We start from the raw sequence: 13,042 nt of genomic DNA, 5'->3' as shown, positions 1-13,042 counted from the left end.
ATATTTACATGGATGCATATTGAAAAACAAAACCGTAAGTGTCTTTACTGCATTGTTATATGATTTTTTTAGTATTCTTATAATCGACAGCTTTTTTCTGAAAATCTTAAAATAAAAAACATGGATGATTTAAAATTAGAAAAATACCTGGAAAGAATTCATTATTCAGGAAATTTGAGCGCCAATATGGAGACTTTAAAAAAGATCCATCAGCTGCATCCTGAATATATCCCTTTTGAAAATATAGACTCTTATACAGGACTCGTTCCGTCATTGGATCTGGAAAATATTTTTCAGAAGCTGGTGGTTGAATCCAGAGGTGGATATTGCTACGAACAAAACCTGCTTTTGAGTGAAGTCCTGAAATACCTTGGTTTTAAAGTAGAACTGCAGCTGGGTAGAGTGTTATGGCGAAAAGATGAAAACAGCACAGCAGCTAAAACTCATTTGTTGCTGATTGTAGAATGGGAAGGGCAGCAATATCTTGTTGACTGCGGTTTTGGAACTGCTACCTTGACCAGTCCTTTGCTCCTGAATGAAGAAGAACCGCAGGAAACTCCTAATGAACAATTTAAAATTTCGCGTAAGAATGGGGACTATATGCTTTGGACCTGGAGAGAAAAATGGCTGCCGGTATATCGTTTTAAGCTGGAAAGTGTAGAGCCTCTTGATCTTGAGGTCTGTAATTGGTACCTGTCTACTCATCCTGAATCTAATTTTAAAAGAAATCTGGTTTTTTCAAAAGTTGATGAAAATGCAAGGTATACATTCAGTAATGATACTTTGAATATCAGAAAAAGAACAGGTGGAAAAGAATCTGTTTCTATCGAAAGTGATACTCAGCTTTTCCAAATAATAAAGGATGTTTTTGGCTTGAAAGAAAATGCGGTTATGCCATTAAAGCAAAAAATAGGATAATAATATTTTTAGGATTTTTTTTAAAATAAAACCAAAGGAAGCCAGGCTTTCCTTTGGTTTTTTAATAATTTGAAAATGATCTATTGTATAGATGCTGCTGCGTCTCTAATTACTTCTAATACAGCATCCGGTTGTGAAATCATTGGGACATGACTGCTTTCCAATTCAATTGTAGTAGCTTTCATTCTGTTGGCAAAAAAACGTTCCAATTCAGGATTAATGGTATGATCATTTTTTGCTATAATATACCAGTTTCGTTTTTCTTTCCATGCAGGTACTGAAACCTGTGCGCCAAATAAAGCTATAGAGGCTGGCCCTTGAGTAGCATACATCAATGCTGTTTCCTCCTGTGGAAGATCACCTGCAAAATACTTTTGCATTCCCTCAAATCCCATCCATATTAAGCCATCTGCAATTTCAAGATGATTTGATGCTTCGGCGGGATACTTTTCTGAAAGCTCCCCTAAGCTTTCCCCTTTGTCGGGTGCTAGTGCGGCAACATAAACCAATCCTTTTACTTTTGGATCATTTCCTGCTGCAGTGATTACTGCTCCGCCCCATGAATGACCTACTAATATTGTTGGACCTTCCATTCTGGCCAAAGCCTTTTGAGTAGCTAATACATCATCCTCTAGAGTTGTTAGTGGATTTTGTACGGAAATTACTTTATGGCCCTCTTCCAGTAAAGCAGGGATGAGTTTGTTCCAACCAGAGCCGTCAGCCCAAAGTCCGTGTACGAAAATAATGTTTGCTTTTTTCATTGTGTTTTTTTTAGAAGATTAATTTTATAATCCAGATTATGTTTTGATAATTAAGGATAGAGTGATTTTGTGCCATTTGCTACGATATTACTTCCTAATCCGGAGAAGGATACTGAGAATTTGCTGGCATTAAAGCTTAAAGAACCGGTTGGCGTACAAAGTCCCAATGCATATTGGCATTGTCCGTAAGCGCCTGTTCTTTTGGTAACTTTACTTTCACTTTTTGCTTTTCCTAAGCTGATGTTAGACCAATCATTAACATCTGTATTAGATACTGATGAACCCGTATAATATATGGTGATCTGATATCCCATTTCTCCTCTTTTAGATCCCCAAAGCCATTTTGCGGTCCACCATTCTTTATACCATTTAGAAGCTACTTTAGCAGCGCTTGTATTAGAATTTTCTACAGTACTTCTGGTATCGATCATGATCAATCCACCAAGAACATTATCCCAGATAATTCCTGAATCATTATAGAAACAAAGGCTGGTAAATTTTCCGTTTTTATTACTCCAGATTATTTCCATAACGTTGGTGCCTGTTTTTATGTCTTCAGTCACCATTTCTCTTAATCCGGTTTGGGCAGTACTGAGGTCATCACCTACATATAGGTCGCCAATTCTTCCCAATTTTACGGTAGAAAGATCCATAAGGTTTCCTATAGCGATAAATTGGTCTTTATCTGCAATAAGATTTTTTGAAATTTCAATTCCTTTTTGAGTTGAAATTTGCCCAATCGCCTTCACGCCGGCAATCTGTAAATCACTTTTCAGGTATTTTTCAAGGCTTTTTTGTGATTCATCTAGCTGAACCTGTACAGGACCTGGAACAGCTTGTGAGATAGAAGTGGTTTCCTTTTGTAAATCAGCAGTAGTGATTTTGGCTTGGACTGTTTCCTGTTTAGTAATTTCGTTATTCTCATTACTACAGCTGTTGAGTGTAAGTACCGAAAATACAGCCAGAAATTTAAAGGCAGTAACTAATTTTTTCATAATGTATTTGATTTAGGTTGTGTATAGTAAATATACTTAAATGTTGTGTAATTCTCAAAGTTTTGAATTAATTATTTGTTAATTTGGAGTAAATCTCTTTTTAAAGGTTGATTTTGAAAAGGTGAATGACGGAGAATAGAGAATAGACGGATAGATAATAGACAAATGAGAGTGAATTGGGAATTGAAATTATTGAAAGGCAGGTAACTTTAAACCTTAAACATTAAATTCAAAAACATTCAATGAATGGGCCCGTTTATCTGTAAAGCTTGAATAATAAAGCTTGAACTTTAAACTGTCTCTGACCCAAAATCTTAAAATTTGTTTAAATTTTTAGTTTACAGTAAATAAATGTATAATCTTTCGTAATTTTACAGCATGGAATTAAGCATTGGAGAAATGGCATTGATTGCAGTGGCAATCGTTGTATTATTCGGACCGGATAAACTGCCTCAGATTGCACGTGACTTGGGTGCGGGTGTTAGAAAAATGCGTGGTGCAGTGGAAGACATTAAAACCGAAATCATGAAAGAAACGGATAACCCTGTTTCTGAGATTAAGCGTGAAATTGAGAAAGTAAAAGATGCTGCCAAAGATTTTAATCCGATGAAGGATATTGAAAAAGATATTGTTACAGAACCTGCTTCTACCACTCAAGAACCTCCAAAACCAAAGCCTGCCGATGATGAAACCTACGAAGGGCCAGTAAGCAGATAATGTATGGAGGAAATTATTCAGGAAGATAAGCAGGTATTTTTATACCTTAATAATTTGGGCGACCCTGCCTTTGACCAATTTTGGATGCTGATATCCAGCACATGGATCTGGGTTCCGCTATATATCATATTCCTATATTTTTTATACAAAAATTATAAACTAAAATCTTTAGTTTTTATTCTTATATTTTTAGCGCTTGGAGCAACGGTTTCGGATCAGTTGGCAAGCGTATTCAAATATGGGGTGGCGAGATTAAGACCCTGTCATGATCCCAGTTTGGAGCATTATATGAGAATTGTGAAGTGTGGGGGGCAGTTTGGATTTTATTCTGCTCATGCTTCAAATACATTCTTTTTAGCCTCTTTTTTAAGTATTTTGCTTAAAAATAAACTTAGATGGTTTCCTTACGCTATATTTGTATGGGCTATAGTAGTTTCCTACAGCCGAATATATTTAGGAGTGCATTTTCCAATTGATATTTTGGTGGGGGCGTTTGTTGGATCTTTATTGGGAGTGATATTTGGTGCACTCGCCAGAAAAGTAATCAACAAACAAAATATAACTTCATGAAAAAATCTTTATTACTTTTAGTATCCCTTAGTTTCTCTTTACATGCCTTTGCCCAGGATAAAAAAATGGCTGAAGAATGTTTTAAAAAAGCAGATTATAAATGTGCTGAGGAACAATACTCCAAATTGGCAGAGAAGGAACAGATCCGAAAAATTCAAGCTGAATATTATAACTATCTGGGAACTGCTCAAAGAAGGCTAGGGAAGACAGAACTCGCTTTTAAATCTTATGATAAGGCCTTAAAAAATAATCCGTTGTCAGTTTCTGTTTATGAAAATCTTGCTTCTTTATCCAGCCAGAAAGGAGATAAGAAAAAAGCATTGGAGTATATTGAAAAAGGGCTTAAGGTAGATGAGAAGAGCGTCGATTTATATCTGACACGCTCTAAGATCTATGACAGTCAGGACAACAAAGAACTGGCAAAAGCAGACCTCAATCATATCCTAACTTTTGAGCCGGATAATATTTTTGCCAAGACCGGATTGGCCAATCTGAAAAAAAATCATGGTGAGCTGGAAGATGCATTGAAAGATTACAATAAACTTCTTGCTGAAAAACCTGAATCATTGCTGTATAACGGAAGAGCAGATGTTTATTTGAAAATGAAAAAAAATAAGGAAGCGCTTGCTGATATTGGCAAAGCTATTTCTATTGATCCGAAATTTGCCCAGTCCTATGTAACTAAAGCGATGGTCTTATTTAATACGGCGAAACCCAAAGAAGCCTGTGAAAACCTTGATAAAGCTGTTAGTTTAGGTTATGAGAAAGCCATATTAGCAGAATATTATGCTAAATGTATTAAAAAATAATATCGGATTAATCACTGCAATACCTATCAACCAAATTGGTTAGCCTTGTATCCATTATTAATCATCATAAAAAACAGCTGAATATGGCTATATGCTTACCTTTAGCTGTTTTTCATTTATATAAAAAATATCCATGTTAAATGTCGTTTTAGTAGAACCTGAAATTCCTAATAATACAGGAAATATCGGACGCTTATGTGTAGGGACTGAATGTAGATTGCATTTAGTTCATCCTTTTGGATTTGTAATTAATGATAAAAACCTGAAGCGTTCCGGATTGGATTATTGGGTGCATCTTGATGTCACTGAGTATGCCAATGTTGAAGAATGGATAAAAAGTATTGCTGATCCGTCACGTGTTTTTCTAATGAGTTCTCATGCAGAGAAATCCTATCTGGAAAATGATTTTCAGGATGGTGACTGGCTGGTTTTTGGAAAAGAAAGTGTTGGATTGAGCGAAGAAGTTTTAAATCAATTTGAACACCATTTAACCATTCCGATGTCAAAATTAATCCGAAGCTTTAATATTGCCAACTCTGTTGCTTTTGTTGTAGGAGAAGCAAAAAGACAGATCGGATTAAAAAGGTAATCAGTTATTGACAGTAATTTTTATAAAAGTGACTTTTAATCATTATGATAAGGCTTTCCCTGAAGAATCTGATCTGCACGGTAAAGCTGTTCCACAATAAATAAGCGGATCATCTGGTGGGTAAAAGTCATTTTAGATAATGACATCTTTTCATTGGCTCTGCTATACATTTCTTCTGAAAAACCATAAGCACCACCAATCAGGATATGTACTTTTTTGACGGAAGAATTCATCCATGTGTCAATTTTCTGAGAAAATTCACGGCTGGTAAACTGTTTTCCCTTTTCGTCCAGGATAACCACAAGATCATTTTTATCAATATGATTAAGAAAAAGCTTGGCTTCCTCTTTTTTAAGAAGATCAGATGAAAGGTTTTTGGCATTTTTAACATCGGGAATCTCGGTAATTTCAAAATTCCAGTGCTTGGGAAGGCGGTTAAGGTAATAATTAATCAAAGATGTAATTTCCTTATCATCTGTTTTGCCGATACAAAGTAAACTGATTCGCATTGATAAAAATTTTCAGTCGGCAAAGATAGTGATTTTTTAACGGTTGAAATCTAAGAATAAATGCTTTAGATTGGCTGTTGGAAGATGATAATAACGCTTTTCTTTTTCATTTTAATCAATTAAATTGCCCTTATACTTATTTTTGTAATCAATAGGAGTAAGACCAGTCATTCGTTTAAATAAGATTCTGAATGTTTTCAGGTCATTGTAACCAATACTGTAAGTAATATCGGCAATATTGGATTCTCCTGATTCCAGTGCTTTTTTGGCAGCTTCTACCTTTACCCGCTGAATATATTCTATAGGATTCAAAGTGGTTGCATTTTTAAATCTGCGGATAAAATTTCGTTTGCTCATGTTGACTTTTTCCGCGATCTGCTCTACGGAAATATCAGTTTTAAATCCTTTTTCAATATAATTTTGAGCCTGATGAATTTCATGATCATCATGAAGGCGCTGTCCTGAGAAAATACTGAAAATAGTCTGTGATGTACGGCCATAGTCTAACGCATAATATTTGCTGAGCTCCACCGCAATTTCCTTGGTGGAATTCTTTTCTATAAAATAAAGCAGGGCATTTAAAGATGAAAATCCGCCACCACCTGTGATGATCGCCTTAGAATGGGTAACTACATGATCCGGCTTAAAGTCGATTAAAGGATATTTTTTCTGCAGGTCTTCCATAGCACCCCAGTGCGAAGTGGCAGGCATGCCGTTCAGGAGTCCGCATTCTGCCAAAAAATATGCGCCCGTGCATAAACTGATGATTTCAGCTTTTTGATTGTACTTTTCTATGATCCATTCCAGAAGTGGTTTGTTGTCAGTTAATAATGCATCTGTCTGATGTGGTGATGTGATACTATAAGGAGGAATAATGATTACATCGGTTTTAAACTCATCCGATATGGTTTTTGAACATTGAAACTGTATGGGATGATGGGTTTTTACTTCTTTTTTCTCAGTTCCAATAAATTCTATCTGAAAAAGAGCAGGTATATGACTCCTAAGTGCAGCATCATTGGCGCTTGTAAGCAATGCAATGGTGTTGGAGACGGCTGTACACATTACATTTTCATATAATACAATTGAAATGTGCTTCATATCAGTTTATTAGTATTTAAAATTACATAAATTTTGGCACAAAATACACTGTTGAATGTCATTTTTGCGTAGTGAAGGTCTTTCTGAACTGTAATAATTTTACAAAAAGATTCATTATGAAAACAATATTTGATAACAAAGTAAGAGAAGAACTCATCAACAGGATTGATTCGCTTTCTCAAAAGAATACCGCACAATGGGGAAAAATGAACCTTTATCAAATGGTAAAACATTGTACAACATGGAATGACTGGATCCTTGGAAACGGAAATTATATATATAAACAGGATCTTTTAGGAAAAATTTTTGGAAGAATGGTTTTGAGAAAAATGGTTAAAAATGATAAACCATTAGGGAAAAATGCTCCGGCAGGTATTTTTACAATAAAAGAACAGGAAGGGAATGTTGAATATCTGAAAAATGTTTGGCTGAAGCAGATTGCGGCCTATGAGAACTATTCTAACCCTGGTTTTGTTCATGATTTCTTTGGAAAGATGACAAAAGATGAAATCGGTATTTTTGTGTATAAGCATATGGATCATCATCTGAGGCAGTTTGATGTATAACGGCTGGGAAACAATTTTAATTAATGTAATACTTAGCTGTTAATGGGGGAATGCTCATATCTATAAAAGAGAAATGCTCAGAATTTTTAGGATAAATGTTTATAAGTCTCAATTCTATATAATTTACAGTGAGAAGCAGGAGAGGGAAAATGTTTATATTTGTATGAGAGACAGTGAAAATATCCAAAAACTCATCATTGGGGAAACCGGATATTTGATCTTTTGACTAATCACAAATTGCTGCAATAGATGAGTGTACAAGTTCCCAGATTTATCCTGAAGGTTCAGGAGTTTTTTGATAACATCCATATTCCTGTTTTGGGAATATCGCTTTGGCAGATGTTTCAGATCTATATCTCCGGGATTTTCAAAGGTAAAATTGGACGAAAAGCAGCTGCTATTTCATGGAGCTTTACCATGAGTTTGTTTCCTTTTATTCTGTTCTTACTTTCGGTATTGCCTTATATGCCACATTATGACAAGCTGCAGTTCTATATTTTTGATGTGCTGATGCATAATGTTTTCCCATCCAATATGGAAGGTGACGTGAGAGGATATATAGAGACCAATATTATCCCAAATATGAAAGGGATCAGTAATTTGACCATTATTCTGGCACTTATTTTTGCAACCAATGGTACTTTTTCACTGATTAACGGGTTTAATGAAAATACGGAAGAAAAACTCAGCGATGTAAAGGAATTTATCCTTTCATTCTTTATAACCATAGGTTTTATAACGATGGTGTTTTTAACGCTTTTCGGAGTCTATTATGTAGAGGTAGTAATGAAGCTTTTTACCCCTGCTTATGATGTATCCTGGCTGGTAGATAACCTTTCCAGTATCATTGGTTTTGTCTCTTTTCCTTTGTTCTATTTTATCCTTTTAACCTTATTTTATTGGTTGGGAACTGTGAAAATTACAAGATTCAGACAGGCAATTCCGGGTGCGATCCTTACAACGATCTTATTTCTGGCTACTACCTATATTTTCGCTATTTATGTAAAAGATATTGCCCGCTATAATGTTCTTTATGGTTCCATTGGAAGTATGATCCTGCTGATGGTGTGGGTGAATGTAAATGTATATCTTTTACTCTTTGGAAACGAACTGAATATGGCGATCAGAAAACTCAGAATAGAGAAATTGTTGTCAGATGAAATTCAAAAAGAAACAATTCATTATCACGCTCATGTTACAGAACCTGATCTTGAGAGTGATGAACAACACCGGAGAAAACTGGAAAACCAGAAAAAGAATTAATCTTCTTCCGGTTCCATATTTCCTTTAGAACTTAGGCTTAAAATTGTAAATCCTAGAATGGCTGCAATAAAAGAAGCTATTAGGATAGCAAATTTAGCTTCATCCTGTATCTCTATTTCTCCTTTAAATGATAGAAGTGCAATAAAAATGGACATTGTAAATCCGATTCCGGCCAATAAACCTACTCCTATCATCTGAGCCCAGTTGCTGTTTTGTGGCAGAGAGCTGAGCTTTAATTTAATGGCTAGCAAAGAGAATAAGTTGATTCCAATAAGTTTACCAAGAATCAATCCGCAGATAATTCCCAGTCCTAGTGTGCTTGTAACCCCTGCTACCATTTCACTTGAAAAAGTAATATTGGTATTCGTTAAAGCAAAAACAGGCATGATTAAAAAGCTTACAGGAACATGGAGCTGATGTTCCAATTTTTCTAATGGTGAAATTTCCACATTGGAAGCGTTGGTAGGAATTGAAAATGCCAGTAAAACTCCCGCTATGGTGGCGTGAATTCCGGAATGATGCAGGAAGTACCATAAAAATAGCCCCGGAATGATATAAAATATTGTTTTGGTAACTTTTAAAAAATTTAAAATAAACAACAGAGCGGTTACTCCAAAAGAGAGTAGGAGATAGCTCCAGTGGATCTGTTCAGTATAAAAAATAGCAATGACAAGAATGGCCCCAAGGTCATCTACAATGGCTAATGCAGCCAGAAATATCTTAATCGAATTAGGGATTTTCTTTCCCAGCATCGAAATAATAGCCAAAGAAAAAGCAATATCTGTAGCCATCGGAATTCCCCAGCCATTGCTGTATTCTGTTCCGGAATTGAAAATACTATAAATAACGGCAGGCACAAGCATTCCGCCTACTGCTGCAAAAATAGGTAATGAGGCATTCTTGAAAGAAGAAAGCTCACCCTCTACAAGCTCACGTTTAATTTCAAGGCCTACCAAAAGAAAGAATATGGCCATCAAACCATCATTGATCCAGATGCTGACAGGGTATTCTAACCCAAACAGGTGAGTTCCTGCTTCTTTGTCTAAAAAGCTCTGAAAGCTTGCCGCAAGAGAAGAGTTAGCAATAAGTAATGAAATAAGCACACAGAAAATAAGAATGATTCCTGAGGCTTGACTGTTGTTGAAAAATTTTTTAAAATAAAGTGATAAATTCATGTTTACGATTGTAGTCGTCTCACCCTGGAGACTCCATTAATATTCTTGAGCTTCTTGAAGGTTTCCTCCAATTGCCCCTTATTCTTGACTTCAAGGTTGATGTTTCCTGTAAATACGCCATTGTTGGATTCAATAGACATACTTTTCATATCCATTCCCATACTTCCACTGATGACCGTCGTAATATCGTTGATCATTCCCATTCTGTCAAGGCCTTCGATTTCAATTTTCACTCGGTTTTTAAAGCTTTCCTCATTTACCCATTTGGCAGGAATAACACGATAATCATACTGGGCTCTAAGGTTGATCGCATTCGGACAGTTGTCACTGTGTACTTTGATTCCATCAGAAATAGTAATAAATCCAAAGATTTTGTCTCCAGGAATTACCGTACAGCATTTTGCATAAGTATAGTTCAATCTTTCTTCGTCTTTTCCAAAGACAATCATATCAAGATTTTGCTCTTTAGGCTCTTCATAATGAGTGTTTTTGGATGGAGATTTTCTGAATCTGGAAAGTAGATTGTTGAATACATTCTTACTTTCAATATATTTCCTTAAGCTGCTTGCATCCAATTCATTGGTTTGGAATTTAAGGAAAAGTTCCTGTGATGATTTTAAGTTAAAGAACTTTTGTAATTTATTGATCTCTTCATCATTGAAATTGATCTTTGCATGACGAAGTTTTCTTTGTAAAATTTCTTTTCCATCTTCTACCAGCTGATTTTTCTGGGAATTCAGGTAACTTTTAATCTTTGATTTGGCTTTTGAAGTGACTACAAATTCCAGCCAGTCAGATTTAGGCTTCTGATTCTGAGAAGATAGAATATCTACCTGATCACCATTTTGAAGAATATAAGAAATCGGAACCAGTTTTCCATTGATTTTAGCTCCCAGACATTTCATTCCCAGATCTGAGTGAACCGAAAAGGCAAAATCCAGAGCAGTAGCATTAGTCGGCAGGATTTTAATTTCTCCTTTTGGAGTAAATACAAATACCTCTTTTGAATAAAGGTTCAGTTTGATATTATCCAAAAGTTCAGAAGTAGACAGGTTTTGCTGCTGTTCAAGTACTTCACGAATCTCCGTAACCCATTTTTCAAAATTACGGTCATCAGAACTTTGCTTATAGCCTTCCTTGTATTTATAATGCGCTGCAACTCCTTTTTCGGCAATTTCATCCATTCGTTCTGAACGGATCTGAACCTCAATCCATTTTTTATCAGGACCAAGAACAGTTAAGTGTAAACTTTCATATCCTGTAGAGCGGGGTTGGGTAATCCAATCACGCATTCTCGAAGGATTACTGTGATAAACATCTGTAACAATGGAATAAATTTTCCAGGCTAAGAATTTTTCGTTTTTAGCATCCGATTTATAGATAATTCTAATTGCATAGTTATCAAAAACCTCTTCAAAGGAAACTCCCTGTTTCAGCATTTTCCTGTAAATGGAAGAAATTGCTTTTGCACGGCCTTTGATGGTGAAATTTAAACCTTCCTCTTTCAATCGCTCAGAAACTTCAGTTTTAAATTCCTCAATATAGCGCTCACGGCTTTCCTTAGCCAGTTCCAATTTCTCCGTGATTTCATTGTAAACCTCAGGGTTATTGTATTTTAAGGAAAGATCTTCCAGCTCGGATTTGATATTATACAAACCAAGACGATGGGCCATCGGAGCATAGATATACACCGTTTCTGAGGCGATTTTTTTCTGTTTGTCCGGAGCCATGCTTTCCAGGGTTCGCATATTGTGAAGACGGTCCGCAATTTTGATCAGAATAACCCTGAAATCTTCAGACAGAGTCAGTAGTAATTTTCTGTAGTTTTCTGACTGTACAGAGATATTCTGATGGTTCATGATGGATATTTTAGTCAATCCATTCACGATACTGGCAATTTTCTCCCCAAAGATTTTTTTCAAATCTTCGTAAGTATAATCCGAATCTTCAATCACATCATGCAGCAATGCACAGGCGATGGAAGTTGCTCCCAAACCGATTTCTGTCGCTACAATTTTGGCTACAGCGATAGGGTGGTAGATGTAAGGCTCCCCGGATTTTCTCCTTTGATCCTTATGAGCATCCAATGCAATATCGAATGCTTTCCGGATGAGCTTGTTGTTTTCCTCATCCAGCGTTCTGTATGTGTTAGAAATCAGATCCTTATATCTTGCAAGGATCTCTTTATTCTCTTGTTCTAAATCGTAACTCATTTGTGCAGATGCCTATATTTAGACGAAAATACGAAAATTTTTACTTTTTTCAAACATAAAAAATCCGTAGTACGCACTACGGATTTCCGGTTATTAGGTTTTATGCCGATTAAGATTTTACTTCTGAATTGATACCTTCGGTTGAGGTTTTAATTCTGATGTCCGGGCTGTTGTGAATTTCTGCCCTGTTTCTAGCATCAATGTACCTTTTAATAGTATCATAATTAGCCTGGTCGATGCTCATATTTTCAAATATATAAGTTTTTATGACTGCATTCTGGGTGAAAATGTTCCGGATATTCTCCGTCTGGCTGCTATCCTTTACCGCCACACTTGCCAGATATTGGGCGTTGCTTGTATCACTGTTAAGGTATATGATGTAATCAGAACTAGGAATTCCTGAATTTTCCAGATCACTCTCAAGCTTCTTGTAATCGCTATGGTGCTCAAATAGCCCAGCTAATATATTTGACATAATTAATGGGTTTTAAAGTTTGTACTTAAAGGTAATAATAATTTTTCTATTTATTTAATATAAACTCAATAAAATTTGTCTATTAATATTTTATCTATAAAATAATGTTAAAATGTTTGAATATATCTATTGAACAGATGTTTAATTTTAAAAATTATATAAATTTTAAATAATTCATACGGAATGATAAGTGTTTCAGCAATCACTCTGCTGTGGCACCTTATGAGGTTTTTCCTATCATTTAACTCTAATTTTCTGATGGAGATTAATTTATTTCTCACATAGCTTTAGCAGATGGCACAGATTAAATATATAATCGATTATATTCCAAACCCTGTAATGCACAATAATCTGTAAAATATGCAGCAAATAAAAAACCTG

Annotated in this window: 14 protein-coding genes; 7 read left to right on the top strand and 7 right to left on the bottom strand. The window is 35.5% G+C overall.

The genetic code is table 11. From position 1 onward, the window contains the following. The first annotated feature begins 120 nt into the window (after window positions 1-120). Complete coding sequence (locus AC3HD6_RS13500) at window positions 121-918, top strand: arylamine N-acetyltransferase family protein (RefSeq protein ID WP_488896805.1); 798 nt, start codon at window positions 121-123, stop codon at window positions 916-918. Window positions 919-998: 80 nt separating this feature from the next. Here the strand turns inward: AC3HD6_RS13500 and AC3HD6_RS13495 are convergent, their stop codons facing one another. After that, window positions 999-1,679, bottom strand: a complete 681-nt coding sequence (locus tag AC3HD6_RS13495; protein WP_488896804.1) for an alpha/beta hydrolase — start codon at window positions 1,677-1,679, stop codon at window positions 999-1,001. 50 nt (window positions 1,680-1,729) lie between these two features. After that, on the bottom strand, window positions 1,730-2,674 hold the full coding sequence (locus tag AC3HD6_RS13490; RefSeq protein ID WP_488896803.1) for a hypothetical protein: 945 nt from the start codon (window positions 2,672-2,674) through the stop codon (window positions 1,730-1,732). A 378-nt stretch (window positions 2,675-3,052) separates the two neighbouring features. Between AC3HD6_RS13490 and AC3HD6_RS13485 the strand changes: the two genes are divergently transcribed. The 4 genes from AC3HD6_RS13485 to AC3HD6_RS13470 all read left to right on the top strand — a co-directional run bounded on the left by AC3HD6_RS13485 (window position 3,053) and on the right by AC3HD6_RS13470 (window position 5,359). After that, a complete protein-coding gene (locus tag AC3HD6_RS13485; RefSeq protein WP_488896802.1) occupies window positions 3,053-3,391 on the top strand; it encodes a Sec-independent protein translocase subunit TatA/TatB in 339 nt (112 codons plus the stop codon). A 3-nt stretch (window positions 3,392-3,394) separates the two neighbouring features. Beyond that, window positions 3,395-3,961 (top strand): phosphatase PAP2 family protein, encoded by a 567-nt coding sequence (locus AC3HD6_RS13480; protein ID WP_068942731.1) that lies wholly within the window; start codon window positions 3,395-3,397, stop codon window positions 3,959-3,961. Continuing rightward, on the top strand, window positions 3,958-4,770 hold the full coding sequence (locus AC3HD6_RS13475) for a tetratricopeptide repeat protein (RefSeq protein ID WP_488896801.1): 813 nt from the start codon (window positions 3,958-3,960) through the stop codon (window positions 4,768-4,770). The genes AC3HD6_RS13480 and AC3HD6_RS13475 overlap by 4 nt, the downstream gene beginning before the upstream one ends. Before the next feature lie 133 nt (window positions 4,771-4,903). Then, window positions 4,904-5,359 carry a tRNA (cytidine(34)-2'-O)-methyltransferase gene (locus AC3HD6_RS13470; RefSeq protein ID WP_488896800.1) on the top strand — a complete coding sequence of 152 codons (456 nt, stop codon included), beginning with the start codon at window positions 4,904-4,906 and terminating at the stop codon, window positions 5,357-5,359. A gap of 35 nt (window positions 5,360-5,394) precedes the next feature. On the opposite strand, the gene AC3HD6_RS13465 is transcribed toward AC3HD6_RS13470, so the two are convergent. Together AC3HD6_RS13465 and AC3HD6_RS13460 are read right to left on the bottom strand one after the other, a co-directional pair. Then, entirely contained in the window at window positions 5,395-5,868 is a 474-nt protein-coding gene (locus tag AC3HD6_RS13465; RefSeq protein WP_103249507.1) for a 23S rRNA (pseudouridine(1915)-N(3))-methyltransferase RlmH, read from the bottom strand. A 111-nt stretch (window positions 5,869-5,979) separates the two neighbouring features. Further along, complete coding sequence (locus AC3HD6_RS13460; RefSeq protein WP_488896799.1) at window positions 5,980-6,969, bottom strand: GlxA family transcriptional regulator; 990 nt, start codon at window positions 6,967-6,969, stop codon at window positions 5,980-5,982. 116 nt (window positions 6,970-7,085) lie between these two features. Between AC3HD6_RS13460 and AC3HD6_RS13455 the strand changes: the two genes are divergently transcribed. Next, window positions 7,086-7,535, top strand: coding sequence for a DUF1569 domain-containing protein (locus tag AC3HD6_RS13455; protein ID WP_488896798.1), 450 nt, complete (start codon window positions 7,086-7,088; stop codon window positions 7,533-7,535). Between the two features lie 249 nt (window positions 7,536-7,784). Then, on the top strand, window positions 7,785-8,798 hold the full coding sequence (locus AC3HD6_RS13450) for a YihY/virulence factor BrkB family protein (protein WP_488896797.1): 1,014 nt from the start codon (window positions 7,785-7,787) through the stop codon (window positions 8,796-8,798). On the opposite strand, the gene nhaA is transcribed toward AC3HD6_RS13450, so the two are convergent. The 3 genes from nhaA to AC3HD6_RS13435 form a co-directional block, all read right to left on the bottom strand. Beyond that, the gene (gene nhaA / locus AC3HD6_RS13445; RefSeq protein WP_488896796.1) at window positions 8,795-9,973 is read right to left on the bottom strand and encodes a Na+/H+ antiporter NhaA; all 1,179 of its coding nucleotides are present in this window, start codon (window positions 9,971-9,973) and stop codon (window positions 8,795-8,797) included. The genes AC3HD6_RS13450 and nhaA overlap by 4 nt on opposite strands. A 2-nt stretch (window positions 9,974-9,975) precedes the next feature. Further along, window positions 9,976-12,186 carry a RelA/SpoT family protein gene (locus tag AC3HD6_RS13440; protein ID WP_488896795.1) on the bottom strand — a complete coding sequence of 737 codons (2,211 nt, stop codon included), beginning with the start codon at window positions 12,184-12,186 and terminating at the stop codon, window positions 9,976-9,978. Window positions 12,187-12,295: 109 nt separating this feature from the next. Then, window positions 12,296-12,661: a hypothetical protein gene (locus AC3HD6_RS13435; RefSeq protein WP_488896794.1), complete on the bottom strand. Its 366-nt coding sequence runs from the start codon at window positions 12,659-12,661 to the stop codon at window positions 12,296-12,298. Between the last annotated feature and the right edge of the window lie 381 nt (window positions 12,662-13,042).

Source organism: Chryseobacterium sp. II3a (assembly GCF_057815135.1).
This window is presented reverse-complemented; position numbering and strand designations above follow the sequence as displayed.

Excerpts from the sequence above, each read along its gene's own strand:
- AC3HD6_RS13440 (WP_488896795.1), bottom strand. The coding sequence starts at position 12,186 with ATGAGTTACGATTTAGAACAAGAGAATAAAGAGATCCTTGCAAGATAT.
- AC3HD6_RS13495 (WP_488896804.1), bottom strand. The coding sequence starts at position 1,679 with ATGAAAAAAGCAAACATTATTTTCGTACACGGACTTTGGGCTGACGGC.
- AC3HD6_RS13465 (WP_103249507.1), bottom strand. The coding sequence starts at position 5,868 with ATGCGAATCAGTTTACTTTGTATCGGCAAAACAGATGATAAGGAAATT.
- AC3HD6_RS13490 (WP_488896803.1), bottom strand. The coding sequence starts at position 2,674 with ATGAAAAAATTAGTTACTGCCTTTAAATTTCTGGCTGTATTTTCGGTA.
- AC3HD6_RS13460 (WP_488896799.1), bottom strand. The coding sequence starts at position 6,969 with ATGAAGCACATTTCAATTGTATTATATGAAAATGTAATGTGTACAGCC.
- AC3HD6_RS13485 (WP_488896802.1), top strand. The coding sequence starts at position 3,053 with ATGGAATTAAGCATTGGAGAAATGGCATTGATTGCAGTGGCAATCGTT.
- AC3HD6_RS13450 (WP_488896797.1), top strand. The coding sequence starts at position 7,785 with ATGAGTGTACAAGTTCCCAGATTTATCCTGAAGGTTCAGGAGTTTTTT.
- AC3HD6_RS13480 (WP_068942731.1), top strand. The coding sequence starts at position 3,395 with ATGGAGGAAATTATTCAGGAAGATAAGCAGGTATTTTTATACCTTAAT.
- AC3HD6_RS13475 (WP_488896801.1), top strand. The coding sequence starts at position 3,958 with ATGAAAAAATCTTTATTACTTTTAGTATCCCTTAGTTTCTCTTTACAT.
- nhaA (WP_488896796.1), bottom strand. The coding sequence starts at position 9,973 with ATGAATTTATCACTTTATTTTAAAAAATTTTTCAACAACAGTCAAGCC.
- AC3HD6_RS13500 (WP_488896805.1), top strand. The coding sequence starts at position 121 with ATGGATGATTTAAAATTAGAAAAATACCTGGAAAGAATTCATTATTCA.
- AC3HD6_RS13455 (WP_488896798.1), top strand. The coding sequence starts at position 7,086 with ATGAAAACAATATTTGATAACAAAGTAAGAGAAGAACTCATCAACAGG.
- AC3HD6_RS13435 (WP_488896794.1), bottom strand. The coding sequence starts at position 12,661 with ATGTCAAATATATTAGCTGGGCTATTTGAGCACCATAGCGATTACAAG.
- AC3HD6_RS13470 (WP_488896800.1), top strand. The coding sequence starts at position 4,904 with ATGTTAAATGTCGTTTTAGTAGAACCTGAAATTCCTAATAATACAGGA.